The 25,935-nt window shown below is 59.0% G+C and carries 22 protein-coding genes and 1 riboswitch; of the genes, 10 read left to right on the top strand and 12 right to left on the bottom strand.

Features of this window, described 5'->3' with window-relative positions:
• Positions 1-50: 50 nt before the first annotated feature.
• Positions 51-2,102: an AsmA family protein gene (locus tag N438_RS17880; RefSeq protein WP_023340806.1), complete on the top strand. Its 2,052-nt coding sequence runs from the start codon at positions 51-53 to the stop codon at positions 2,100-2,102.
• Between the two features lie 37 nt (positions 2,103-2,139).
• Here N438_RS17880 and N438_RS17875 read toward each other — a convergent pair whose 3' ends face one another.
• The 3 genes from N438_RS17875 to N438_RS17865 form a co-directional block, all read right to left on the bottom strand.
• Entirely contained in the window at positions 2,140-3,462 is a 1,323-nt protein-coding gene (locus N438_RS17875; RefSeq protein WP_116696396.1) for an MFS transporter, read from the bottom strand.
• A 271-nt stretch (positions 3,463-3,733) separates the two neighbouring features.
• Positions 3,734-4,765 (bottom strand): inner membrane protein YhjD, encoded by a 1,032-nt coding sequence (gene yhjD, locus N438_RS17870; RefSeq protein WP_008806925.1) that lies wholly within the window; start codon positions 4,763-4,765, stop codon positions 3,734-3,736.
• Between the two features lie 106 nt (positions 4,766-4,871).
• Positions 4,872-5,771 (bottom strand): LysR family transcriptional regulator, encoded by a 900-nt coding sequence (locus N438_RS17865; protein WP_022065187.1) that lies wholly within the window; start codon positions 5,769-5,771, stop codon positions 4,872-4,874.
• A 119-nt stretch (positions 5,772-5,890) separates the two neighbouring features.
• Between N438_RS17865 and N438_RS17860 the strand changes: the two genes are divergently transcribed.
• Positions 5,891-6,649, top strand: a complete 759-nt coding sequence (locus N438_RS17860) for an SDR family oxidoreductase (RefSeq protein WP_012967099.1) — start codon at positions 5,891-5,893, stop codon at positions 6,647-6,649.
• A 24-nt stretch (positions 6,650-6,673) separates the two neighbouring features.
• On the opposite strand, the gene N438_RS17855 is transcribed toward N438_RS17860, so the two are convergent.
• From N438_RS17855 to N438_RS17845, 3 genes are all read right to left on the bottom strand, one after another.
• Positions 6,674-7,207: a GNAT family protein gene (locus tag N438_RS17855; protein ID WP_012967100.1), complete on the bottom strand. Its 534-nt coding sequence runs from the start codon at positions 7,205-7,207 to the stop codon at positions 6,674-6,676.
• Positions 7,208-7,273: 66 nt separating this feature from the next.
• Positions 7,274-8,926, bottom strand: coding sequence for an alpha,alpha-trehalase (locus tag N438_RS17850; RefSeq protein ID WP_008806929.1), 1,653 nt, complete (start codon positions 8,924-8,926; stop codon positions 7,274-7,276).
• A gap of 239 nt (positions 8,927-9,165) precedes the next feature.
• Positions 9,166-10,314: an iron-containing alcohol dehydrogenase gene (locus N438_RS17845; RefSeq protein WP_116696395.1), complete on the bottom strand. Its 1,149-nt coding sequence runs from the start codon at positions 10,312-10,314 to the stop codon at positions 9,166-9,168.
• 135 nt (positions 10,315-10,449) lie between these two features.
• Here N438_RS17845 and N438_RS17840 point away from each other — a divergent pair, with 135 nt between their 5' ends.
• Positions 10,450-11,073: a glutathione S-transferase gene (locus tag N438_RS17840; protein WP_012540364.1), complete on the top strand. Its 624-nt coding sequence runs from the start codon at positions 10,450-10,452 to the stop codon at positions 11,071-11,073.
• A 52-nt stretch (positions 11,074-11,125) separates the two neighbouring features.
• On the opposite strand, the gene gorA is transcribed toward N438_RS17840, so the two are convergent.
• Positions 11,126-12,478, bottom strand: a complete 1,353-nt coding sequence (gorA, locus tag N438_RS17835) for a glutathione-disulfide reductase (RefSeq protein ID WP_012967102.1) — start codon at positions 12,476-12,478, stop codon at positions 11,126-11,128.
• 72 nt (positions 12,479-12,550) lie between these two features.
• Entirely contained in the window at positions 12,551-13,393 is an 843-nt protein-coding gene (locus tag N438_RS17830) for a 23S rRNA (adenine(2030)-N(6))-methyltransferase RlmJ (RefSeq protein WP_012967103.1), read from the bottom strand.
• Between the two features lie 193 nt (positions 13,394-13,586).
• On the opposite strand from N438_RS17830, the gene N438_RS17825 reads away from it, so the two are divergent.
• From N438_RS17825 to rsmJ, 3 genes are all read left to right on the top strand, one after another.
• A complete protein-coding gene (locus N438_RS17825; protein ID WP_072045376.1) occupies positions 13,587-14,858 on the top strand; it encodes a phosphatase PAP2 family protein in 1,272 nt (423 codons plus the stop codon).
• Positions 14,859-15,040: 182 nt separating this feature from the next.
• Positions 15,041-17,083: an oligopeptidase A gene (gene prlC, locus N438_RS17820; RefSeq protein ID WP_008806935.1), complete on the top strand. Its 2,043-nt coding sequence runs from the start codon at positions 15,041-15,043 to the stop codon at positions 17,081-17,083.
• Between the two features lie 7 nt (positions 17,084-17,090).
• A complete protein-coding gene (rsmJ, locus tag N438_RS17815) occupies positions 17,091-17,843 on the top strand; it encodes a 16S rRNA (guanine(1516)-N(2))-methyltransferase RsmJ (protein WP_116696394.1) in 753 nt (250 codons plus the stop codon).
• 145 nt (positions 17,844-17,988) lie between these two features.
• Here the strand turns inward: rsmJ and dtpB are convergent, their stop codons facing one another.
• Together dtpB and uspA are read right to left on the bottom strand one after the other, a co-directional pair.
• Entirely contained in the window at positions 17,989-19,461 is a 1,473-nt protein-coding gene (dtpB, locus tag N438_RS17810; protein WP_008806937.1) for a dipeptide/tripeptide permease DtpB, read from the bottom strand.
• Between the two features lie 256 nt (positions 19,462-19,717).
• The gene (gene uspA, locus N438_RS17805) at positions 19,718-20,155 is read right to left on the bottom strand and encodes a universal stress protein UspA (protein ID WP_004145166.1); all 438 of its coding nucleotides are present in this window, start codon (positions 20,153-20,155) and stop codon (positions 19,718-19,720) included.
• 382 nt (positions 20,156-20,537) lie between these two features.
• Between uspA and uspB the strand changes: the two genes are divergently transcribed.
• Entirely contained in the window at positions 20,538-20,873 is a 336-nt protein-coding gene (gene uspB / locus N438_RS17800) for a universal stress protein UspB (protein ID WP_002921203.1), read from the top strand.
• 59 nt (positions 20,874-20,932) lie between these two features.
• On the opposite strand, the gene pitA is transcribed toward uspB, so the two are convergent.
• Positions 20,933-22,429 carry an inorganic phosphate transporter PitA gene (gene pitA, locus N438_RS17795; RefSeq protein WP_008806938.1) on the bottom strand — a complete coding sequence of 499 codons (1,497 nt, stop codon included), beginning with the start codon at positions 22,427-22,429 and terminating at the stop codon, positions 20,933-20,935.
• Positions 22,430-22,658: 229 nt separating this feature from the next.
• Between pitA and N438_RS17790 the strand changes: the two genes are divergently transcribed.
• On the top strand, positions 22,659-23,852 hold the full coding sequence (locus N438_RS17790) for an NAD(P)/FAD-dependent oxidoreductase (RefSeq protein ID WP_012967106.1): 1,194 nt from the start codon (positions 22,659-22,661) through the stop codon (positions 23,850-23,852).
• A 39-nt stretch (positions 23,853-23,891) separates the two neighbouring features.
• On the opposite strand, the gene N438_RS17785 is transcribed toward N438_RS17790, so the two are convergent.
• Positions 23,892-24,905, bottom strand: coding sequence for a magnesium transporter (locus tag N438_RS17785; protein ID WP_012540371.1), 1,014 nt, complete (start codon positions 24,903-24,905; stop codon positions 23,892-23,894).
• A gap of 56 nt (positions 24,906-24,961) precedes the next feature.
• Positions 24,962-25,143, bottom strand: a riboswitch (M-box (ykoK) riboswitch).
• 158 nt (positions 25,144-25,301) lie between these two features.
• On the opposite strand from N438_RS17785, the gene N438_RS17780 reads away from it, so the two are divergent.
• Positions 25,302-25,577, top strand: coding sequence for a type II toxin-antitoxin system HicA family toxin (locus N438_RS17780; protein ID WP_023323362.1), 276 nt, complete (start codon positions 25,302-25,304; stop codon positions 25,575-25,577).
• Positions 25,574-25,933, top strand: a complete 360-nt coding sequence (locus tag N438_RS17775; RefSeq protein ID WP_022066422.1) for a type II toxin-antitoxin system HicB family antitoxin — start codon at positions 25,574-25,576, stop codon at positions 25,931-25,933. The genes N438_RS17780 and N438_RS17775 overlap by 4 nt, the downstream gene beginning before the upstream one ends.
• The last annotated feature ends 2 nt before the right edge of the window (positions 25,934-25,935 follow it).

The raw sequence follows: 25,935 nt of genomic DNA, 5'->3' as shown, positions 1-25,935 counted from the left end.
CGTTTTGACTATATTCAGGACTGACGTGATGCAAAAGGAGCGGAGTAGGGATGAGCAGAACCCGTAAAACGTTGGTTATCATCACAGGAACGATACTGTTGCTGATCGTTCTCTTCTTTATCGTGCTGGCCACCTTTGACTGGAACCGGCTGAAGCCGACGATCAATCAGAAAGTGTCCGCCGAACTTAACCGCCCGTTCGCCATCCGCGGCGATCTCGGCGTGGTCTGGGAGCGGCAGCCGGACGAGCGCGGCTGGCGCAGCTGGATCCCGTGGCCCCATGTGCACGCGGAAGATATCGTGCTGGGCAACCCGCCGGCCATCCCCCAGGTGACCATGATCCACCTGCCGCGGGTGGAGGCGACCCTCGCCCCGCTGGCGCTGCTGAGCAAAACGGTGTACCTGCCGTGGATCAAGCTGGAACAGCCCGACGTGCGGCTGATCCGCCTGGCGGAAGACAATAATAACTGGACCTTTCAGCTGGCTGGCGATCAGCGTACGTCGGGCGACAGCGCGCCCTCCAGCTGGTCCTTTCGCCTCGATAATATTCTCTTTGACCGCGGGACTATCGCCATTGATGACAAGATCACCCGCAGCGATATCACCATCCTTGTCGATCCCCTCGGCAAACCGCTGCCGTTCAGCGAAGTGACCGGCACGAAGGATCAGCATAGCGCGGCGAAAGTGGGCGATTACGTCTTTGGCCTGTCGCTGAAGGGCCGCTACAAGGACCAGCCGGTCACCGGTAACGGTAAAATCGGCGGCATGCTGGCCCTGCGCAGCGCAAGCACGCCTTTCCCGCTGCAGGGCGACTTCCACTCCGGCAACACCCGGGTGGCATTCAGCGGCACGGTCAGCGACCCGCTCAACGTCGGCGGTATTGACCTGCGGCTGAAATTCGCCGGCGACTCGCTGCGCGATCTCTACGACCTGACCGGTGTGCTGCTGCCGGAGACGCCATCGTTCTCTACCGATGGCCGCCTGCGCGCCGACTTTAAGCAGAAAAACCGCATGCGTTTTGACTACCAGGATTTTAATGGTCGGATCGGCGATAGCGACATTCATGGCTCCCTCACCTATACCACCGGCAAACCGCGGCCGAAACTCAGCGGCGATATGGAGTCGAAGCAGCTGCGGCTGGCGGATCTCGGGCCGTTAATCGGCGTCGATTCCGGCAAAGGGACGAAGAAAGGCGCTGCGCGCCAGGCGGGCGACCGACCGCAGCCGGCGGGTAAAGTGCTGCCGGCAGACCGTTTTGAAACCGATAAATGGCAGGTGATGGATGCCGATGTACGCTTTAAGGGCCGGAGAATTGAGCACGGCGGCACCCTGCCGATCAGCGATCTGTCGACCCATGTGATCCTGGAAGATGGCGACCTGCGCCTGCAGCCGGTGCGCTTTGGCCTGGCCAACGGGTCGATTGCCGGCAGCGTACACTTGCAGGGCGATAAAAAGCCGCTACAGGGTGAGGCCAATCTGCAGGCGCGACGCCTGAAGCTGAAGGCGCTGATGCCGAACGTCGAGATGATGCAGAAAACCCTCGGCGAGATGAATGGCGATGTTCAGCTGCGCGGCAGCGGCAACTCGGTGGCGGCCCTGCTCGGCAACAGTAATGGCAACCTGAAACTGCTGATGAACGACGGCCTGATCAGTCGTAACCTGATGGAAATTCTCGGTCTTAACGTCGGCAACTACCTGATCGGCCAGATTTTTGGTGATGAGGAAGTTCGGGTGAACTGTGCGGCGGCCAATATCGACGTGACCAACGGCGTCGCCCGGCCGCAGATTTTTGCCTTCGATACGGAAAACGCGCTGATCAATGTGACCGGAACCGCCAGCTTCGCCTCCGAGCAGCTGGACCTGACCATCGATCCGGAAAGCAAAGGCTTCCGGGTGATCACCCTGCGTTCACCGCTGTATGTACGGGGCACCTTTAAATCGCCGCAGGCGGGAGTGAAGGCCGGGCCGCTAATTGTCCGCGGCGCGGTAGCGGCGGCGCTGGCGACCCTGGTGACGCCGGCTGCCGCGCTGCTGGCGCTGATCTCCCCGGCGGAGGGCGATAGCAACCAGTGCCGGACCATTTTGTCGCAGATGAAAAAGTAGGGGAGAGCCCTGACGCCAGCGGCGTCAGGGCGAAGGATCACAACGACTGGTGGCGGGTCTCGTGGGTCAGCAGCAGGGCGATCAGCGTCAGCGCCGCCATCGCCGCCAGATAGGTGCCGACCGCCGCCAGGCCGTAGTTGCCCTGCAGCCAGGCGGCAATGTACGGCGCGACCGAGGCGCCGAGAATCGACGACACGTTATAGGAGAACGACGCGCCGGTGTAGCGCACCTCCGTCGGGAACAGCTCCGGGAGCAGCGCGCCCATCGGGCCAAAAGTCAGTCCCATCAGGCTTAAGCCCAGCAGCAGGAAGGCGAAGACCAGCAGCGGGTTACCGGAACCCAGCAGCGGTTTAAAAGCGAACAGGGCGAAAAAAATAATCATCGTGGTGATGACAATCATGCTCTTGCGACGGCCAAAGGCGTCCGCCAGCAGGCCGGCGACAGGCACCATCACGCCGAAGCCAATCACCGCCATCATCAGCATCCACAGCACTTCGTTACGCGGCAGGCCCAGGCCATTCGGCGCGGCGCCGGTGCTGAAGGTCATCGAGTAGACGGTCATGATGTAGAACAGGGTATAGGTTGCCAGCATGATGAAGGTGCCCAGCACCGTCACGCGGACGTGTTTGGTCAACAGGGTACCCAGTGGGATTTTGACCTGTTTTTTCGCCGCTGCCACTTTGGCGAAGACCGGCGTTTCGTGCAGCGAGACGCGCACGTACAGACCGATGATCACCAGCACCGCGGAGAAGATAAACGGCACGCGCCAGCCCCACTCCATAAACTGCTGATCGGTTAACAGCCAGGAGAGCAGCAGGAAGGTGCCGTTGGCGAAGAAGAAGCCGATCGGCGCGCCCAGCTGCGGGAAGGAGCCGTACAGGGCGCGCTTGCGCGCCGGGGCGTTTTCCGTTGCCAGCAGCGCTGCGCCGCCCCATTCCCCTCCGAGGCCAAGCCCCTGACCGAAGCGCGCCAGCGCCAGCAGCATCGGCGCGACAATGCCAATGCTTTCATAGCCGGGCAGCAGGCCGATCACCACGGTGGAGATCCCCATGGTTAACAGCGAGGCCACGAGAGTGACCTTGCGGCCGACGCGATCGCCAAAGTGGCCAAACAGCGCGGAGCCGATCGGCCGGGCGACGAAGGCGATGGCGAAGGTGGCCAGCGACTGCAGGGTGGCCGCGGCGGCATCGCCCTGCGGGAAAAAGATATGCGGGAAGACGATGACCGCGGCAGTGGCATAGATGTAGAAGTCGAAAAACTCAATGGCGGTGCCAATGAGCGAGGCGACAACGACTTTGTTGCGTGAATTGACCGGGGCGGTTTCCTGCGAGTTTTCGAGTGTGGTGGCTGTGGCTTGCATAGATCTTTCTTATTTTTGCGCGAACGAAAAGCCATATAGCCACAGCCACAGGGACATTTCAATCTGTAACAAACGTGGAAAGTGGGCAAAAAACAGGCAAAAAGCGGATAATTTTTACACCAGTAAAAATGGTTCTATGAAATGCTTCACACAATTAAAAAGATAGAGGATAAAACCAGTTTTTGGTTAAATAAAAGTTAATGGGTGGATTTATCTACTGAAATAAAGCGCGAGGATGAATTTTGCCTCTTCAATTCATCCTCGCAATGCGTTAACGGTGGGTTTTGCCAGGCATCCGCCGGTCGTCTTTATACTCCGCGGTGGCGATCCATGCGGCGCAGAATAGCGTCAGGCGGGCAAAGAAATAGAAAAAAGCCATCAGCCCCAGCACCGAACCGAACGCCGCCCCGGAGGGGGATTTCACCAGCGCCGGCAGCGTCCAGGTCATGACGATTTTGATGATTTCAAAGCCAATCGCCGCGATAAGCGTGCCGCGAAACAGGGCTTTGCGCCGCGGACGATGGCGCGGCAGCCGCCAGAAGATCCAGAAAAAGAGCAGATAGTTGGCAAAAATCGAGATGGCGAGGCCGATCAGCCGCCAGGCGGGCTTCAGCCATTCAATGTTGTCGAGATACAGCGCGGAGATAATCAACTGCTGGGCGGAACCCGCGACAGAAGTGATGGACAGCGTAATAATCAGCGCCACCAGCAGACCGATCAGCGAGATAAGATCGCGGAAGTATTTTATCCAGATTTTCTCTTCGTCCTGCGGCCGGCGCTCCCAGACGTCGCGCGACTGGGCGCGGATCGCTTCGCGCAAATTGCCCATCCAGTTAATACCGGAATAGAGGGCGACCAGCAGGCCGACCAGACCGACGGCGGTGCGCTGCTGCACCGCGGTGTTGATGGTGTTTTTCAACGTCGCCGCCAGCGTCGGGTCGCTGACGTTTTGCAGAATCTTGTCGAAAATGTCCTGCAGCAGGGTCGGGTGCCAGGCCAGCACGAAACCGGCGGCGGCAAAAGAGACCATCAGGATTGGGATCATCGACAGGAACGAGAAGTAGGTGATGGCCGCGCCGAACTGATTGCCCAGCCGGTCATTGAAACGTTCTGCGGCGCGCAGTAAGTGGGCGATCACCGGATTGCGCTGCACTTTGGCCGCCGTTCCGGTGACGGTCTTCAGCGCCTGGCTGGCTTTTTGCCCGACGGCCGTGTCATTGAGAGCGTCGAGGGGGCTTTTGTTTTTCTCCGGCTGCGTGTCCGGTTCCTGTGGTGGGCGTCGATCGTCGTTTTCCGGCGTCATACGTGATTTCTTCCTTTTTTACCGCGAGATTCAGCAAAAAGTATACCTTAAAAGGCGTATCCTGCAGGAACGCATCTACCCGCCACCCGTTCACCATCCGCGGGGATCAATCGACATAATCTTTCATCAACCCGCCCAGCCACTCCATAAACAGATGTACGCGACGGGAGAGATTGCGCCGATGGGGGTAGATAAGCGAGACCGGCAGCGGCTCGGCGCGGTACTGGGGCAGGATCTCCGTCAGGTCGCCGGCGCGTAACGCCTCGCGCACGCCGGTACGCGGCACCTGAATGATCCCCAGCCCGGCGATACAGGCTGCCTGATAGGTTTCCGTACTGTTGACTGTCAATATGCCGCCGGTTTTTACCCAGCGCACCGCGCCATCGATCACCACCTCAAAGCCGGGGGGACGGACCCCGAGGGTGCTGGCGTAGTGGATCAGGGCATGATCCGCCAGATCCTCAAGGGATTGCGGATAGCCAAATCGCGCAAGGTAGTCCGGGCTGGCGCAGTTAATTTGCGTCAGCTTGCCCAGTGGGCGGGCGATAAGCCCTGAGTCTTTGAGCGCGCCGACGCGTACCACGCAGTCAAACCCCTCGCGGATCACGTCCACCAGCCGGTCGCTGCTGCTCAGCTCCAGTTCGATGCCCGGATACTGCTGTAAAAAAGTCGGCAGATGAGGGATCACCAGTTTTTTAGCAAAACCGACCGGCATATCCACCCGCAGCCGGCCGCTGATGCTCGCCGGATCGTGCTGGAACATGCCGTCCAGTTCATCGAGGTTGCTCAGCAGATCCTTTGCCCGTTCATAGTAGACCATCCCATCCTGGGTGAGCTGAACCCGGCGGGTAGTGCGGTGCAGGAGCCGCACGCCAAGATGGCTTTCCAGGGCCTGAATCTGCCGCGAGACGCTGCCTTTCGGCAGCGCCAGGGTCTCGGCGGCGCGGGAAAAACTCTCCAGATCCGCTACGCGAATGAATAACTGCATTGCATGAATTTTATCCATGCCGATCGCCTATTGTTGTTATGAATGAAACAGTAAAACGTAATGTAGCGTATTTATTGTTTCACTGGCAGTTAATAAGCTAGAACACAATCACAACGCAACCTGAAAGGGGTTTTCTGATGACACAACGTATCGCTTTAGTGACCGGCGGCAGCCGCGGTCTGGGTAAAAACGCCGCGTTGAAGCTGGCGGCGAAGGGAACCGATATTCTTCTGACTTACCACAGCAACCGCCAGGCGGCCCTCGACGTGGTAGCGGAGATTGAGCAAAAAGGGGTCAAAGCGGCAGCATTAGCGCTGAACGTCGGGGATATCTCAAGTTTTGACGCTTTCGCCAGCGAGGTGGCGCAGGTGCTGGCGCAGAAGTGGGGGCGAACCACCTTTGATTATTTACTGAACAACGCCGGGATCGGCCTTAACGTCCCCTTCGCCGAGACCAGCGAAGCGCAGTTTGACGAGCTGATGAACATCCAGTTCAAAGGGCCATTTTTCCTGACCCAGCGGCTGCTGCCCCTCCTGCAGGACGGGGGACGGATCCTCAACGTTTCCAGCGGCCTGGCGCGCTTTGCCCTGCCGGGCTATGCGGCCTACGCCGCGATGAAGGGGGCGATGGAGGTCCTGACCCGCTATCAGGCGAAAGAGCTGGGCGGGCGCGGTATTTCGGTGAATATCATTGCGCCGGGAGCCATCGAGACCGACTTTGGCGGCGGCGTGGTGCGCGATAACGCCGAGGTGAATCGGCATATCGCCGCCCAGACCGCGCTGGGGCGCGTCGGGCTGCCGGATGATATCGGCGACGCCATCGCCGCCCTGCTCAGCGATGAGCTGGCGTGGATGAACGCGCAGCGCGTGGAAGTCTCGGGCGGGATGTTCCTCTGAGCCAGACTGACGCCGGGCGGTGCGCTACGGCGCATCGCCCTCCCCACGCAGCCGACCGAACAGCCAGTCATTGTGCCAGCGCCCGTTCAGCCAGTAGTTCTCCCGCAGCTCCCCCTCCAGCCGGAAGCCGGCTTTGAGCAACAACTGCTTAGACGCCTCGTTGCCGGCGGTGACGCTGGCGGTCAGGCGGCGGACGCCGCCGGTGGTAAAGGCGTAGTCGCACAGCGCGCGCAGCGATTCGTAGCCGTAGCCCCGGCCCTGCGCCGCCGGAGCGAAGAGAAAGCCGACCTCGGCAATCTCGCGCTGATGATGCTGGTAACCGGTCAGGCCGAGCGGGGTATGGGTGAGCCTGTCGCGCACCACCAGGCACAGCCAGTGTTCATCCCCCGGCGCCCACGGCGGCAGCCGCGAATCGAACGCCTCGCGGATGGCCGCCTGCGGCCGGGGATCGGCGACGTAAAGCATGACCTGCGGATCCTGCTGCAGGGAAAGAAAAAACGACCAGTCGTCAAGCTGCAGCGGTGAGCAGCGCAGGCGCGGCGTCAGGAGTTCAGGCATAAGCGTCATTCCGGGCAGGGCGAATCCTCTGAACATAGCAGGAGAAAGCCGCCGGGAACAGCCCGACTAGGTTGGCTCACCGTACAGGCCAATCAGTCGGCGCACCACGCCGTTGGTCCAGCCAAAGCCATCCTGCAGGGGATACTCCCCGCCGCCACCCTCATGCGGGACGCCGGTGGCAATATGGTATTTCTCAATCAGCTTGTGATGCTGCTTGTAAAAGTGATTGACCGTCTGCAGCCAGCTCCAGGCAATCTCATCCCCCAGCGGATCCTGGCCGTAACGTTTAAATCCCTGGATCGCCATCCACTGCAGCGGCGCCCAGCCGTTAGGTTTATCCCACTGCTCACCGCTTTCATATTCGGTGGCCATGATCCCCCCGGGGGTGAGCAGGCGGGCCCGCACCGCATCGGCAAGGCGTTCTGCCTGCTCGTGAGTCGCCAGGCCGACGTAAAGAGTGACGATGCTGGCCGCGGAAAACAGCGCCAGCTGTTCACGGCGCCAGTCATAATCGCGGAAACAGCCGTTCTCATCATCCCACAGATAGCGGTTGACCGCCGCCCGCCGATCCTGAGCCTTCTGGCGGAAGGCCGCCTCTGTCTCGCGATCGCCCTTCAGGCCGGAGAGATTGGCGATGGTCGTCTCCAGCTTGAACAGGAAGGCGTTCAGGTCGATGGGGATAAACTGCGTCGTGCGGATGCTGGCCAGCCGCGTGATATCCCGCAGCCAGCGGCTGGAGTAGTCCCAGCCGGACGCGGCGCCCGCCCGCAGGTCGCGGTACACTTCATTGGCGGGCCGCCCGGAGTGTCGGGCGGTCTCCACGTCCTCGCGCCAGGACTCATCCCGCGGCGTGTCCCGGTCGTCCCAGTAGCGATTGAGCAGGGAGCCATCCGGCATACGCACCACGTGGCGATACGCCTGGTGCGGGATCAACGACTCGGCGCCGTCCATCCAGAAGGCGTGCTCCATCTTCAGATGGTCCAGATAGCGCTTCGCGCCGCGCACGCCATCCTCTTCAAAGAGTTCGACCATCAGGGCAAACACCGGCGGCTGCGATCGGCTGAGGTAGTAGGTGCGGTTGCCGTTCGGAATGTGACCGTAGGTTTCAATCAGCCAGGCAAAGTTATCGGCCATGCATTTCAGCAGATCTTCCCGGCCGCTCTCCGCCAGCCCCAGCATGGTGAAATAAGAGTCCCAGTAATAGGTTTCGCTAAAGCGACCGCCAGGCACAATATAGGCCTGCGGCAGCGCCAGTAGCGACGACCAGGGGATATGATCCTGAGGCTCGCGGGTCAGCACCGGCCACAGCTTATCGATGTGCTCTTTCAGCGTCAGGCTGGGGTCCGAGGTGTAGACGTCGGTCTGGTTCTCCGGCAGCCAGAAGTTGTCTTCCACGAACTGTCGCAGGTCGAAGTCGGGCTGACGTTTGACCTTGCGGTAGTTGCGCAGGATGTCCAGCGGATCGTGTTTCGGCGCGCAGTCGGGGAAGGTTTTGCTGTCGGCAAAGATGCGTGATTTCTGCACGTTGGTAAACAGCTCAAGATAGCGATCCGCCGGGGTAAGGGCATCGGACGCCGGAAGCCCCTCGATCACCTCAGGCTCCGGTTCAGCGTCTATCATCTCATCCAGCTTTAATTCGTACGGATCGGCTTCGTAGCAGGGATCGATGTCGATCCTTAACTCGTCGTCTTCAACGTGGCGTAATTTCTGGCTGAACATAGCGATACGGACCTCCGGATAGCGTGAGTTCGGGGCCGGGCATACCCGGCCTTGTCTATTAAGCGTAGACAGTCGCTTCGGTGAGTGTGAAGCAAACTGTGCGTGAGATCACGCTTTTCCGCCGAGAAGAAAAGCTGTCATTTTAAAGTATGCTGTTGATAAGTAATTAAAAATTGTACATCCTGGCACAGATGAAATTCGGAGCATTCATTATGCAACAAAATTTTATCCCGGGGCGCTCACTCCCACGCCGCCTCCAGCATCTCCAGCAGCTGTTCGCCGCTCAGGCTGACCGGATTGGCCTTCATTGATGAGGAGGTGCTGGCGGCCAGCGCCGCCGGTTCCAGCGCATCGCGCGCTACGCCGAGGTCGCGCAGGGTGCCAAGGCCGGCGCGATGGCTCCATTCCCGCAGACTGTCCCAGACACGATCCACAGGGACGTCCAGCCCGTCGGCCAGCCAGCGGCGAACGTCGTTGAAGCGCTGGCGCAGGGCAGGGTCGCTTATCTGCGACTCATTGAGCGCCAGGCCAAACGGCAGCAGGCTGCCGCATAAAGCACCGTGCGAGGCGCGGCTCAGGCCGCCCAGCGGGCCGGCGAGGCCGTGGATCACTCCCAGCCCGGCGTTCGCCAGCGCCAGTCCGCCGCACAGGCTGACCCAGGCCATCTCGTCGCGGCTGGTCGGACACTCTTGTTCCATCAGAATTTTCAGCGCGCGGATGCCCCGCGGGATCGCCTGCTGGCAGAGGGCATCGGTGAAGGGAGTGGCCCGGCTGCAGAGCCAGGGCTCGATCACCTGGGTCAGGGCATCGAGGCCGGAGCTCAGGGTGATGCTCCGCGGCGCGTTGTCGGTCAGCGCCGGGTCGACAATCGCCAGGTCAGGCAGCATTCGGTCGTCGCGCAGGCTCACTTTCCGCTGTTGTTCCGGGACGTTGATCACCGCATTTTTGGTGACCTCCGCGCCCGTCCCGGCGGTGGTCGGGATCGCCACGAACGGCAGCGGACTGGCTTCCAGCTGACGACCCGTTCCCACCACCTCCAGATAGTCGACCAGCGGGCCGGCGGCGGGGACCAGCGCCGCAATCGCCTTACCGGCGTCAATCACCGCGCCGCCGCCGAGGCTGACCACTGCCCGGACGCCTTTCTCGCGCGCCAGCTGGACGCCCTGCTCGATATCGATAAGCCAGGGTTCGCGGCTTATCGCCAGCATCGTGACCTCCAGCTGCAGCGCCTCCAGCTGATGGCGCAGAAACGCCGCCCGCTGCGGGCTGGCGCCATGCACCAGCAGAATGGGGCCGCCCTGCTGCGCCAGCCAGGGGGCAGCGCTCAGGGCCTGACCACGGCCAAAACGAATATTTGCGGGCATCAAAACGGAAAAAGGGGTCAACATGTCGGGTTCCTTTTCGGCAAACAGGCTGGAATCAACTATACACATTATCCACTACTCTGCCTTGTTGCTGGCTGGCAAGGCTGACAATAGAGTAGAGTGAAAGATCTCTCTTTTATGGCTGAGGAATCGCTGACAATGCTAACAATTCTGGGCAAACGCTCTTCAATCAATGTACGGAAAGTGTTGTGGACCTGCGAGGAAGCCGGGCTGGCGTACCAGCAGGAGGATTACGGTAGCGGATTTAAGCCTCTGGATACGCCTGAGTTTCAGCGCCTGAATCCTAACAGCCTGGTGCCGGTGCTGCTGGACGGTGACTTCGTGCTCTGGGAGTCGAACAGTATCTGCCGCTATCTGGCGCGGAAAGCGGAGCGCTGGGATCTGCTGCCCGCCGAGCCACAGCCCGCCGCCGAGGTGGAGCACTGGATGGACTGGCAGGCGACCGAGTTTAACACTGCCTGGCGCCATGCCTTTATGGGGCTGGTGCGTAAAGATCCGCGCTTTCAGGATCCGGCGGCGATTAAAGAGAGTATTGCCACCTGGACCCACTGCGTGCGCATTGTCGAAGCGCAACTGCAGCGAACCGGGGCGTGGATAGCCGGCGAGCGCTTCACCCTCGCCGATATCGTGCTGGGGCTGTCGGTGCATCGCTGGAAGATGACCCCTTTTGCCCATCCGGAGATGCCGGCCGTGGAACGCTGGTATATGGCGCTCAACCAGCGCCCGGCGTTTATGCGCCACGGCAATAACGGCGTGGCCTGAACATAAAAAAAGAAGCCCCTGGGGCTTCTTTTTATCATCCGGCGATCGCGTCTTAGCGCATGGTGACGAACTCTTCTGCCGCCGTCGGGTGAATGGCAACCGTGTTGTCGAAGTCTTTTTTGGTGGCGCCCATCTTCAGGGCCACCGCAAAGCCTTGCAGCATCTCATCCATCCCGAAGCCAATGCCGTGGATCCCGACAATCTTCTCTTCCGGGCCGACGCACACCAGCTTCATGCGGCACGGCTGGCGGTGCGAGGTGACGGCGGTGTACATCGCGGTGAAAGAGGATTTGTAGACCTTCACGGCGTCGTCGCCGTACTGCTCGCGCGCCTGCGGCTCGGTTAAGCCGACGGTGCCGATAGGCGGGTGGCTGAAGACCACGGTCGGGATGTTGCTGTAGTCCAGATGCTCTTCCGGCTTGTTGTTAAACAGGCGTTCGGAGAGGCGACGGCCTGCGGCCACGGCCACCGGGGTCAGCTCGACGGCGCCAGTGTTATCGCCCACCGCGTAGATGCCCGGCACGTTGGTGTTCTGGAACTTATCAACGACGATGTAGCCTTTTTCGTTGGTTTTGACGCCAGTAGCCGCCAGGTTGAAGTTATCGGTCGCCGGTTCGCGGCCAATCGCCCAAATCAGGCAATCTACGGTCTGGCTGCGGCCATCTTCCAGCTCCAGCGTCAGGCTGCCGTCGGCATTCTTGACTACCGCTTTCGGGATCGCGTTGGTGTGGAGCTGCGGGCCTTCGGCGTTCATCACTTCCACCAGGGTCTCCACGATCAGCGGATCGAAGCTGCGCAGCGGCGCGTGTTTACGCACGAACAGGTGCGTTTCGGCGCCGAGGCCGTTAATCACCCCCGCCAGCTCAACGGCGATATAGCCCGCGCCGACCACCGCCACGCGCTTCGGCAGCGCCGGCAGTTCAAAGAAACCGTCGGAATCAATACCGTATTCCACACCCGGAATATTCGGGTGGCTCGGCCGGCCGCCGGTGGCGATCAGGATATGGTCAGCGGTGATCGTCTCGCCGTTCACTTCCACGGTATGGGCATCGACAAAGCGCGCGAAGCCTTTGATCACGTCGACGTTGTTCTTACCCAGTACGTTGTCGTAGGAGGTATGGATGCGGTCGATGTAGGCGCTACGGCTGGCGACCAGCTTCTCCCAGTCGAAATGGTTGATGGTGGTATCGAAACCGTAGTCCGGGCCGTAAAGATGAATCGCTTCGCGGATCTGCGCCGCATGCCACATTACTTTTTTCGGCACGCAGCCGACGTTGACGCAGGTGCCGCCCAGTTCTTTGGCTTCAATCAGCGCGCACTTCTGGCCGTACATGGCCGCGCGGTTAATCGAGGCGATACCGCCGCTACCGCCGCCGATGGCGAGGTAATCATAATGTTTGCTCATGCCTATATGTCCTTAATCGTTGATTGCCGCGATTGTAGCGCGAGGCTTAAAAGGTTCCACCGATGGTTGCGATTACTCCGGTACGATCCAACTGACGGTGGCGTGGCCGGTGCCGGCCGGAACCAGCTTGCTGTGCAGCCACGGCAGCACATTGTTCATCTGCTGCTCCAGCTTCCACGGCGGGTTGATGACGATCATCCCGGAGGCGGTCATGCCGCGCTGGTCGCTGTCCGGACGCACCGCCAGCTCGATTTGCAGAATTTTGCGAATGCCGGTGGCTTCTAACTCTTTGATCATGCGTTTGATCTGTGCGCGCAGCACGACCGGATACCACAGGGCGTAGGTGCCGGTGGCGAAGCGTTTGTAGCCTTCGTGGATCCCGGTCACCACCGCCTGATAGTCGGTTTTAATTTCGTACGGCGGGTCGATCAGAATCAAACCGCGGCGCGATACCGGCGGCAGCTTGGCTTTCAGCTGCTGGTAGCCATCGGCTTTATCGACGCGCGCGCGGCGGTCTTTCTGGAATTCAGCGCGCAGCAGCGGGAAGTCGCTCGGGTGCAGCTCGGTCATCTGCAGGCTGTCCTGCTCGCGCAGCAGCTGGCGGGCAATCAGCGGCGAGCCCGGGTAGTAGCGCAGCTGGCCGTTACGGTTGAAGTGTTCGACCACGGAAATATACGGCTCCAGCTCTGCCGGCAGGTCGTCCTGCTGCCAGATGCGGGCGATGCCTTCGAGATACTCGCCCGTACGCTCGGCGTGCTCGCCGCTCAGCTGATAGCGGCCCGCGCCAGCGTGGGTGTCCAGGTAGAGAAACGGTTTTTCTTTCTCTTTCAGCGCTTCGATGATCAGGCTCTGAACGGTGTGTTTGAGGACGTCGGCGTGGTTGCCTGCGTGAAAGCTGTGGCGATAACTGAGCATGGATACAGAGATTCCGGGAAGTAAACAAGTTAACCGATAGTTTACCGCAGATCGGCCGAGATTACCGCTGCGCCGCCGCGCTGTTTCATTTCTGCCAAAAGCGTTGCAAAACATAACGCTGTCATAAAAACGTCAAACGGCCGCGCTAGCGTCGGGTGCAGGCAAGGTAATTATCTGAATAAAAGGAAAAATAATGAAAAGGCAACTCTCACTGCTGGCCGTCGCGCTGCTGCTGGCGCAACCGGTTCTGGCCAAAGACATCCCGCTGGACAGGGCGGCGGCCCTCGCCAATAGCGTGACGCCGGCTGCCTCCAGCCAGGCGTATGACGATCTTGAGCAACAGGGGCTGACGCAGCTACGTCGCGCTCTGCAGGGGGATGCCGCCACGCTGACCCGCGATCGGCTGGCGCACACGAAACAAAACAAAACTCAGGCCGATACCGCCTGGCTGAAGGCCAGCGGCTATGACTTCCAGACCCGGGCCAACCAGCAGGCGGGTATTGCGCTGTTGTCGGCGTTCAGCACCCTGCCGGAGACCGTCGTGAAGCAGAATCTGGCGACGGTGACTAGCATCAATCGCGATGCCGTGCAGACGACACGCCGTCAGGCGCTGGTAGATGCGGAAGGGATTAGCTACCTCTACTTCCTCAGCGATGCGCTGGGGCCGCGGCTGGGCAAAGCGTTTCTGACCGCCTATGACCAGGGCGCGCTGGGGAAAGCGGCAGCATTGATCAAAGCCTCGGAAGTCAGCACCGGCGAGGCGAAAAAGCACTTCAACAATCCGCGGCCGTTTCTGGTTCAGGGCAACACCATTCACCTGGTGCCTGACGACGTGGTGGTGAAGGATAACCAGCCCTATACCGCCGACGGCGGCTCGTTCCCCAGCGGCCACACCAACACCGGCTATACCGATGCGCTGCTGCTGGCGGCGATGATCCCGGAGCGCTACGACGCGCTGGTGGCGCGCGGCGCCCGCTATGGCTACTCGCGCATCGTGCTGGGCGTCCACTATCCGCTGGACGTGATCGGCTCGCGGATGGTGGCTGAGCGCAACGTGGCCCATTATCTTAACGATCCGCACTACCGGGTATTATTTAACGAAGCTCGCGATCAGCTGCGCGCCGCGCTGGCGAAAGCCTGCGGCACATCGCTTGCTGAGTGCGCGAAGAGCAGCGTGAAAGACGATCCCTGGCGCGATCCGGCGATGCGTGATTTCTCTCGTTTCACCATGACCTACGATCTGCCGCAGCAGAAGGGGCCGCAGCCACGTCTGCAGGTGCCTGAGGGGGCGGAAGTGCTGCTGGAGGCTGCCCTGCCGCAGCTGTCAGCGGTCCAGCGTCGGGCGTTGATGGTCAACACCGCGCTGCCGGCGGGTTACCCCCTTTCCGGCACCACCCCCGAACAGCAGTTCTGGCAGCGGTTGAATCTGTCGGCGGCCTGGGAGATGGCGCAAAAAAGGCATTAATGCGGTTTCCGGCACGCTGCACCGCGTGTCGGCCTTTTCCCGCAACGGGCGGACTTATCGCAGCAATACCCAGGATGACGCACCGCCCGTCATTGAAATTCCCCCAACTATCCCCCATTCTAGATCTCATGCATAAGCGCCGGACGCGCGCTTCATTCACCCTTTTCAACAGGACAGCGCATATGACCAATCCATTACTGACGCCTTTTTCCCTGCCGCCTTTTTCTGCGATCAAACCGGAACACGTGGTCCCTGCGGTCACCAAAGCGCTGGATGATTGCCGGGCCGCGGTGGAAAGCGCGGTGGCGCACGGCGCGCCGTATAGCTGGGAAAATCTTTGCCAGCCGCTGGCGGAAGTGGACGATGTGCTGGGACGCATCTTCTCGCCAGTCAGCCATCTGAATTCGGTAAAAAACAGCCCGGAACTGCGCGAAGCTTACGAACAGACCCTGCCGCTGCTCTCCGAGTACAGTACCTGGGTTGGCCAGCATGAAGGGCTGTATAAAGCCTACCGCGACCTGCGCGATGGCGATAACTACGCCACGCTGAATACTGCGCAGAAAAAAGCGGTTGATAATGCGCTGCGCGATTTTGAATTATCCGGTATTGGCCTGCCGCCGGAGGCGCAGAAACGCTACGGTGAAATCGCCGCGCGCCTCTCTGAGCTGGGCAACCAGTACAGCAACAACGTCCTCGACGCCACCATGGGCTGGAACAAGCTGGTGACCGACGTCGCCGATCTGGCCGGTATGCCGGAAAGCGCGCTGGCCGCCGCTCAGGCTCAGGCCCAGGCGAAAGAGCAGGAAGGGTATCTGCTGACCCTGGATATCCCGAGCTACCTGCCGGTGATGACCTACTGCGACAACCAGGCGCTGCGCGAAGAGATGTACCGCGCCTACTCCACGCGTGCCTCCGATCAGGGGCCGAACGCCGGTAAATGGGATAACAGCCCGGTGATGGCGGAGATCCTCGCCCTGCGCCATGAGCTGGCGCAGCTGCTGGGCTTTGACAGCTATGCCTTTAAATCCCTCGCCACCAAAATGGCGGAGGATCCGCAGCAGGTGCTCGACTTCCTCACCGACCTGGCCAAACGCGCCCGTCCGCAGGGCGAAAAAGAGCTGGCCCAGCTGCGCGCCTTCGCCAAAGCCGAGTTTGGCGTCGATGAACTGCAGCCGTGGGATATCGCCTACTACAGCGAAAAACAGAAGCAGCACCTCTACAGCATCAGCGATGAGCAGCTCCGCCCTTATTTCCCGGAAAACAAAGCCGTTAACGGCCTGTTCGAAGTGGTTAAGCGCATTTACGGCATTACCGCTAAAGAGCGTACCGATGTCGATGTGTGGCATCCGGAAGTGCGCTTCTTCGAGCTGTATGACGAACACAACGAGCTGCGCGGCAGCTTCTATCTTGACCTGTATGCCCGCGAACATAAACGCGGCGGGGCGTGGATGGACGACTGCGTCGGCCAAATGCGTAAACTGGATGGTTCCCTGCAGAAGCCGGTCGCCTACCTGACCTGTAACTTCAACCGCCCGGTCAACGGCAAACCGGCGCTGTTCACCCACGACGAAGTGATTACCTTGTTCCACGAGTTCGGCCACGGTCTGCACCACATGCTGACCCGCATTGATACCGCCGGCGTTTCCGGCATCAGCGGGGTGCCGTGGGATGCAGTCGAACTGCCGAGCCAGTTTATGGAAAACTGGTGCTGGGAGCCGGAAGCGCTGGCGTTTATCTCCGGTCATTATGAAACCGGTGAACCGCTGCCGCAGGAGCTGCTGGAGAAAATGCTGGCGGCGAAAAACTACCAGGCGGCGATGTTTATTCTGCGCCAGCTGGAGTTCGGCCTGTTCGATTTCCGCCTGCACGCGGAGTACAAGCCGGAGCAGGGGGCGAAAATTCTTGAGACCCTGGCCGAGATTAAAAAGCAGGTCGCTGTGGTGCCGGGCCCGACCTGGGGCCGTTTCCCGCATGCGTTCAGCCACATCTTCGCCGGCGGCTATGCGGCAGGTTACTACAGCTACCTGTGGGCCGACGTGCTGGCGGCAGACGCCTTCTCACGCTTCGAAGAAGAGGGGATTTTCAACCGCGAAACCGGTCAGTCGTTCCTCGACAATATCCTGAGCCGCGGCGGTTCCGAAGAGCCGATGGTGCTGTTCAAACGCTTCCGCGGCCGTGAGCCGCAGCTGGACGCGATGCTGGAGCACTACGGGATCAAGGGTTAAGTCTGCGGTGAAGATCTGCTTAATTGATGAAACAGGCGCCGGAGACGGCGCCTTATCTGTTTTAGCCGCCCGCTGGGGGCTGGAGCAGGATGAAGATAACCCGATGGCGCTGGTGCTGACGACGGAGCATCTGGAGCTGCGTAAGCGCGATGAGCCCAAACTTGGCGGCATCTTCGTCGACTTTGTCGGCGGCGCGATGGCCCACCGGCGCAAGTTTGGCGGCGGCCGCGGTGAAGCGGTCGCCAAAGCGGTGGGTATTAAAGGTGATTACCTGCCGGATGTCGTCGACGCCACCGCCGGGCTGGGACGCGATGCCTTCGTGCTGGCGTCGGTCGGTTGTCGCGTGCGAATGCTGGAGCGTAATCCGGTGGTCGCCGCGCTGCTCGACGATGGCCTGGCGCGCGGCTATGCCGATGCGGAAATTGGCGGCTGGCTGCAGGAGCGGCTGCAGCTGATCCACGCCTCCAGCCTGACGGCGCTGACCGATATCACCCCGCGTCCGCAGGTGGTGTACCTCGATCCGATGTTCCCGCATAAGCAGAAAAGCGCGCTGGTGAAGAAAGAGATGCGCGTCTTTCAGTCGCTGGTGGGGCCCGATTTAGACGCCGATGGCCTGCTGGCCCCGGCGCGCCAGCTGGCGACCAAACGGGTGGTGGTGAAGCGCCCGGATTACTCGCCGCCGCTGGCGGAGGTCGCCACGCCGAACGCGGTGGTGACCAAAGGGCATCGGTTTGATATTTACGCCGGTACGCCGGAGTAATATTACGCCGTGGTGGTATCTCCCGGATAGCGGCGCAACGCGCCTTATCCGGGCTACCGAATTGTCGCCCGGCTGAGTGTAGCGTAAGCCGGGAACCGCAATATCTGAACAAACGGCGCCAGCGCGGATCGGCCGTCTTAAACGGTTACTCGGCGCTGGCCGGGGTATTAATCATCCGGTTCAGCCACGGCACCATCAGCGCCATCACCACCGTGACGCCCAGCGTCACCAGGCCAATTTTACTGAACACATTGGTATAGACCGGCAAGGTCTGCAGCGGATCGGTGATGTTTTCCGGCACCGCGGTGAAGGTCGCTACGTAGCCGCCCAGAAGGAACGCGGCGGCCTGGGTCAGAAACCACATCCCCAGAATAAAGCCCATCAGATGCTGCGGCACCAGCGCGGCAACCATCGCCAGCCCCAGGGCGCTGATCAGCAGTTCGCCCAGGCTCTGGAACAGATAGACCAGCACAATAAACCACGGCGAGGTTAATCCCTGGGCGTCGGCAAACCACATCCCGGCGGCTGCGGCGGTCAGGAAGCCCAGCGCGCAGAGCAACATCCCGAGGGTAAACTTCACCGGCATGGTCAGGTCTTTCCCTTTGTGACCGAGATGGGTGTAGATCGCCGCCAGCACCGGGCTGGCGACAACCACCCAGAAGGGATTGAGCGCCTGGAAGCTGACCGGGTTGATGGTAAAGCCCAGGATCTCATGATGGACGTTGTTGATAGCGAAGAAGTTCAGCGAGGTCGGCATCTGGGCATACAGAATGTAGAACAGTACCGCCTCGATCATCAGGATAAAGGCGACGAACATTTTGTTGCGTCCGGTTTTATCGAGGCGAAACGCTTCGCGGAAAAAGAACGCAATGACCACGATCGACAGGACAATCAGCACCAGGTTGGCGACCATCACGTTATGCATCAGCCAGGCGCAGAGAAAAATCATTACCACCGTCCCGGCCAGCACCAGCGCCAGATTGCGCAGGCTGAGGGGGCGATGATCCGGCTCGGAGCCAATATCTTTCACCATCCCGCGGCAGGCGAAGTAGACCAGCAGCGCGATAATCAGCCCCGCGCCGCACAGGTTATAGGTCACGGCATAGCCAAACTTTTCGGCGATCACCGGCGCCAGCGAGAGCGACAGCAGTGAACCGATGTTTATCGACATATAAAACAGGGTAAACGCCCCGTCGAGACGGGCGTCTTTAGGCGGATAGCATTTTGACAACAGGCTCGCCGGGTTGGCTTTAAACAAACCGTTGCCGACGGCGATGGTGCCGAGAGCGATAAAGATCAGCTGCGGTTTCAGCAGCGACATCCCGGTCATAAAGTAGCCGATAGCCAGCACAATGGCGCCGAGCACCAGCGTGCGTTTAGTCCCCAGCAAATGGTCGCCCACGTAGCCGCCGATGGAGATCAGCCCGTAAACCAGCGCCGCGAAGGCGCCGAAGGTGATAAAGGCCTGTTCCTGAGAGAAGCCCAGCTGTTTGACAAAGAAGACCGCCAGGATCCCCTGAACGCCGTAATAGCCAAAACGTTCCCAGAGCTCCACAAAGAAGATCATGAAGAACGGACGAGGTTGCTGCAGCAAGCCCGTAGGTGCAGTTGTATTCATATTCCTTCGCCTTGTTTTACTTTCCCAAAAAGTATGAACGCGTATGCCAGAACGCGCCGAAAATGTCTGATAACTCGCCATGCTGCGGTTATTGGCTTAATGAATAGATTATTATATAGATTTTTTGGCTAATAACTGGTTGATCGCACTAATTGAATGGCGATTTTATGGCTTTAATCTCTGCCATGCGGTGAGGGGAAAGCGAAAATAAAGACGCCCGCATCGGCGGGCGTCTTACGCGGATAAAACGGGACGGTTATTCGTCTTCTTCGTCGCGCAGCGGGACGATCAGCATGTCGACATGGACGGTGTTGATCAGCTGGCGGGCAGAGGACATCAGCTTGCTCCAGAAGTCCTGATGGTGGCCGCAGACCACCAGATCCATATCATATTTTTTAATCGCATCGACCAGCACCTGGCCGAGGTCGCCGCTGCCGCTCAGGGTCTCGGTGATCGGGTAGCCCGCGTTGGTGGAGAGCTCGGTCAGCGCGTGATGGGTCTCTTCGGAGATGCGTTTTTGCATGTCGCCGAGGTTAACGTCAATCAGCCCGGTGTAGAGGTCGGAGTAATTCACATCCACGTGGATCAGGGACACTTTTGCGTTATACGGGCGGGCCATAGAAACGGCTTTTTCAACCAGTACTTTACTCTCCGGGGACAGGTCTACTGCAATAAGAATATGTTTGTAAGCCATAGTGTTACTCCTTCCATAAGTTTGTCGATGACCATTGGACCTGACAGCTGGCGCTGCCGTTTCGCCCGCGTCCTGCGTGCTACATTCGCGGGAGGGTAGCCTTTAAGGACTTCATTGTAGAAGATATTTCCTACCTTATAGCGCCCCCCGCACTCCGTCAATGCACTGGGTTCACCTAAAAGTTAAACAAATTTATCCGTCTTACGTATTGATAACGAATAACCTTGTGGTAAAAAAATTAATGGATCTCCTACACTATTTAATGAGCCGGTCGGAAAAATAAATGTGATCGGAATCGCACTCTTTACGGTATCGTCGTGGGTTATTTGGGGAGCGGTAGCCGCGGAGGATTTCTCCGTGGGCGGGTCGCCGGGGAGGAGGTATGATCAGCACTATTGCGCTGTTTTGGGCCCTGTGTGTCGTTTGTGTGGTGAATATGGCACGCTACTTCTCATCGTTGCGTGCATTATTGGTGGTGCTACGTGGTTGCGATCCCTTGCTCTATCAGTATGTTGATGGCGGCGGCTTTTTTACCTCGCATGGGCAGCCCAGCAAACAGATGCGGCTGGTGTGGTATATCTACGCCCAGCGTTACCGTGACCATCACGATGATGAATTTATTCGTCGCTGCGAACGTGTCCGTCGTCAGTTTATCCTGACCAGCGCGCTGTGCGGTCTGGTGGTGGTGAGCCTGATTGCGCTGATGATCTGGCACTAACGACATCTTCGGGATAAAAAAACGGGCCAGCAAGCTGACCCGTTTTGATCGAATGACGTTTAAATCAGTTTCAGGGAGAGCCAGTAAAGGACGCCTGAAAGGATAATCGCTGCCGGAAGGGTCAACACCCAGGCCATCAGGATGCTGGTCACGGTCTTTTTCTGCAGACCACCGCCATCCACCAGCATTGTCCCCGCTACCGAGGAGGAGAGCACGTGGGTGGTGGAAACCGGCATTCCGGTGTAGCTCGCCAGACCGATAGAAACCGCTGCGGTCATCTGTGCCGACATCCCCTGAGCGTAGGTCATGCCCTTCTTACCAATCTTCTCGCCGATGGTGGTCGCCACGCGGCGCCAGCCGATCATGGTGCCGATACCTAACGCCAGCGCGACCGCCATAATAATCCAGATTGGCGCGTACTCGATGGTGCTCAGCATATCGGTTTTCAGTTTCTTCAGGAGACGCTGGTCGTCAGCGCTGACGTCCGGCAGCTTCGCCACTTTATCAGTGGTGTCGGAGATGCAGAGCATAATGCGACGCAGCTGACCGCGCTGATCCGGTGACAGTGAATCGTAGGTTTCAACGCCGGTCAGCATAGTCTTCACGCGGTCAAGCGCGTTGATAGTATTTGCTGGATGGCAATGAAACTCACCGTTGGCCGCGGTATTGGTATCCGGAGACGGAACCAGTTGGTCAACACCGGTGGCTTTCTTCAGCAGGTCAGGGCGCTGCTGGAAGAAGGTTTCCACGTTGTTGACCGCATCGCGGGTACGAGTGATTTCGTAACCGGAGGCGTTCATATTCACCACGAAGCCTGCCGGGGCGACGCCAATCAGCACCAGCATCACCAGACCAATGCCTTTCTGCCCATCGTTGGCGCCGTGGGAGAACGACACGCCGATAGCGGACAGGATCAGGGCAATACGGGTCCAGAACGGCGGTTTTTTCTTACCGTCTTTCTTTTCACGCTCTGCGGGGGTCAGGTGGATACGCGCGCGTTTTTTGGTACCGCTCCAGTAGCGACGGAGAATGAAAATCAGGCCGCCCGCAATCACCAGACCGACGATCGGCGAGATGATAAGCGAAGCAAAAATGCCGATGACTTTCGGGATATTCAGCGCATCAACCACTGAAGTACCGGTCATCAGCGCATTGGTTAAACCAATACCGATGATGGCGCCAATCAGGGTGTGAGAACTGGAGGCCGGGAGGCCGAAATACCAGGTGCCGAGGTTCCAGATGATCGCCGCCAGCAGCATAGAGAACACCATGGCGAGGCCATGTGCGGAACCCATGTTAAGCAGCAGATCGGTGGGCAGCATATGCACAATGGCATAGGCTACGCTGAGACCGCCCAGCAGAACGCCGAAGAAGTTGAAGAGCGCCGCCATCGCCACAGCAAGCTGCGACCGCATTGCGCGAGTGTAGATAACCGTAGCCACCGCGTTTGCGGTATCATGGAAACCGTTAATCGCTTCGTAAAACAGTACAAAAGCTAAAGCAAGCAATAATAATAGTCCGGTATGTAAATCCAGACCGGCAAATAAATGTAGCATAGGACGTTACGCCATTTTGAGGACATGAACGCGGCGCATTATCAGTGACTTTAGCGGCGCGGGCAAAGTGAAATATAGACTTTTTTTGATTTTCTTCCTGTTTAGGTTTTACCCTGTTGGGAGTAATCCTATATCTTTCAATGATGTATCTAATGCGGGATTTTTCCCGCTGGTGTGACCAGAGTGAAATATTTACAAAACCCGACAATTGGGGAACGAGGAACGCGGTGTGGAAAGGTTTGATGCCATTGTCGTTGGCGCCGGAGCGGCGGGAATGTTTTGCGCAGCGCAGGCGGGCCAGCTCGGCTGCCGCGTCCTGCTGCTCGATAACGGCAAAAAGCCGGGACGAAAAATTCTGATGTCCGGCGGCGGCCGCTGCAACTTTACCAACATGTATGTTGAGCCGGCGGCCTATTTGAGCCAAAACCCGCATTTTTGCAAATCTGCCCTGGCGCGCTACACCCAGTGGGACTTTATCGAGCTGGTCGGCAAATATGGCATCGCCTGGCATGAGAAGACGCTCGGCCAGCTGTTTTGTGATGATTCGGCGGAGCAGATCGTCAATCTGCTGCTCGCGGAATGCGAAAAGGGCGACGTGCAGATCCGCCTGCGCAGCGAAATCCTCAGCGTCGAGCGAGATGAACAAGGCTACCGGCTACAGGTGAACGGCGAAACGCTGATGACCAAAAAGCTGGTGATTGCCTCCGGCGGTCTGTCGATGCCGGGGCTCGGCGCCTCGCCGTTTGGCTACAAGGTGGCCGAGCAGTTCGGCCTGAAGGTGCTGCCGACCCGCGCCGGGCTGGTGCCGTTTACCCTGCATAAGCCGCTGCTCGAGCAGCTTCAGGTGCTCTCCGGTGTTTCGGTGCCTTCTACCATTACCGCCGAGAACGGCACCCTGTTCCGCGAAAATCTGCTGTTTACCCATCGTGGCCTTTCCGGGCCGGCGGTGCTGCAGATATCCAGCTACTGGCAGCCCGGCGAGTTCGTCACTGTTAACTTGTTGCCGGACTGCAATCTTGAGGACTTCCTTAACGAGCAGCGCAGCGCGCATCCCAACCAGAGCCTGAAAAATACCCTGGCGATGCAGCTGCCGAAGCGGCTGGTGGAGTGTTTGCAGCAGCTGGGACAGATACCTGATGTGACACTGAAGCAACTGAACGTTCGCGATCAGCAGACGCTGGTGGAGACACTGACCGCCTGGCGCGTGCAGCCGAACGGCACCGAAGGCTACCGGACGGCGGAGGTGACCCTCGGCGGCGTGGATACCAACGAACTTTCGTCACGTACCATGGAGGCGCGTAAGGCGTCGGGTCTCTACTTTATCGGCGAAGTGATGGACGTCACCGGCTGGCTCGGCGGCTATAACTTCCAGTGGGCGTGGTCAAGCGCCTGGGCCTGCGCGCAGGCGCTGGTGGAAGGGTAATCCAAGGGCCCGGGTACTGTGGCACCCGGGCTTACTTGATCAGTTCAACCCAAGAAAATACTGGGCGATTTTGAAATAGATAATCAGCCCGGTGCCATCAATCAGCGTAGCGATAAACGGCGCGGAAACTACCGCCGGGTCGATGCCGATCCGCTTAAGCACCATCGGAATGATCGACGAGACAATCGCGCTCCACAGGGTAATACATACCAGCGTCAGGCTGACGATCAGCGTGATTTCCATGCCAATCCCCATCATCCAGGCGCGCAGGCAGCCCGCCAGACCCAGGGTCAGGGCAATCAGAAACGAGGTCGACACCTCTTTGCGGATCACCCGCCCCATATCGCGCAGCCGCACTTCCCCCAGCGCCATCGAGCGCACCAGCGTCGAGGTGATCTGCGTTCCGCTATTGCCGCCGGTGCCGATGAGCAGCGGAATAAAGAAGGCGAGGGCGATGGCCGATTCCAGCGCCTCTTCGAAATGCTGCAGCACGCTGCTGGTATAGGCTTCGGCCACGAACAGCAGCAGCAGCCACACCGAGCGCTTCTTCCACAGCGTCCACGGGCTGATCTCGAGGTACGGTTTTTCCAGCGGCAGCGTCGCCCCCTGCAGCTGGGCGTCTTCGGTGACGTCATCCTCCAGCAGATGGGCGATCTCCTTTTCCATCAGGCAGCCGACCAGCTCGCCTTTATCGACAACCGGTACCAGATCGAGGCCGCGCTCGGTGAGTTCGGCAATCACCTGCGGGCGCTCGTCGTCAGGTTTGACGCGAAACAGGCAGCTGTCCATCAGGTAGCGGATAGACTGCCCGACATCCCCTTCCTGCAGGAGCTTTTTGACCGACAGGCTGCCGCGCAGTTTCCTGCCGGCGACGACAAACACCTGGCCGGGAATATCATCGCTGTCCAGCTGGGAGATAAAGTGTTCGCGCGCCTCATGGACGCTGAGATGTTCCTGCAGCGTAATAAAATCGGTACGCATGTACTGGGCGATCGCATCGCCGTCGAAGCCAGAGGTCGCCTGATGGGCGGCGCAGAGTTGAATGGAAGACATGATTAAAATCCCTATAAAAAATCACTCATAGGGGCGAACAAGACAGGGTTAGCGCAGGCAGATCCCTACGTCCTGGTTTTAGCACTGCATAACGTATCTGAACGGTCATGACCGCCAGAAGTTACCTTGGCAACACCTTGATTCGATGGAAGCCTGTATTTCCCTGAGTGGTCTCTCTCGATACCAACAGGGCGGTAACTTGTATTTATGCAGGAGCCTCGCCATAACGAGATCGTTAAATGAGGCGCCATTATTGGTGAAGCGGGATAATTCACAAAGCGTATAGTTTATGTGGTTTATCAACTGTTGATAAACAAACTTCATCAGAATTTGGCTTGACTTCATCTTGTGCTATCATTGGCTTGACTTCAATGGATGAAGTCATGGGGCAGGGCGATGGAGCAGCAGGTTTTATCTTTACGTAATAAACAGCACCACACGCTGGAGCAACTGTTTAAAATCCCTGTGCCACAGGGCATTAAATGGGCCGACATTGAATCGCTAATTAAAGCGTTAGGCGGGGAGATTAAAGAAGGACGCGGCTCGCGCTGTAAATTTTTGTTGAACCACAGCATTGCCAGCTTTCACAGGCCTCATCCTTCGCCGGATACTGACAAAGGCGCCGTGGAGAGCGTGCGCGATTGGTTAATCACTATAGGGGTAAAACCATGATCAAACCTAAAACGCCAAACTCAATGGAGATTGCCGGGCAACCCGCCGTTATCAACTACGTGCCTGAGCTCAATGCATTCCGTGGTAAGTTCCTGGGATTATCAGGATATTGCGATTTTGTTTCCGATAGCATTCAAGGGTTACAACAGGAGGGCGAGATATCATTACAGGAATATCTCGCAGATTGTCATGAAGCGGGGATTGAGCCTTATGCTCACCCGGAAAAGCTGAAAACCTTCACGCTGCGCTATCCTGAGTCATTTGGTGAGCGTCTTAGCTCCGCCGCTGCGGAGGAACAGGTTTCCGTAAACACCTGGATCCTCGAGACGCTCAATGAACGTCTCAAACAGGCTTAAAA

The sequence above is a fragment of the Klebsiella sp. GL120222-02 genome, from assembly GCF_003097195.1.
In the GTDB taxonomy this organism is placed as follows: Bacteria; Pseudomonadota; Gammaproteobacteria; order Enterobacterales; family Enterobacteriaceae; genus Klebsiella; species Klebsiella variicola.
This window is presented reverse-complemented; position numbering and strand designations above follow the sequence as displayed.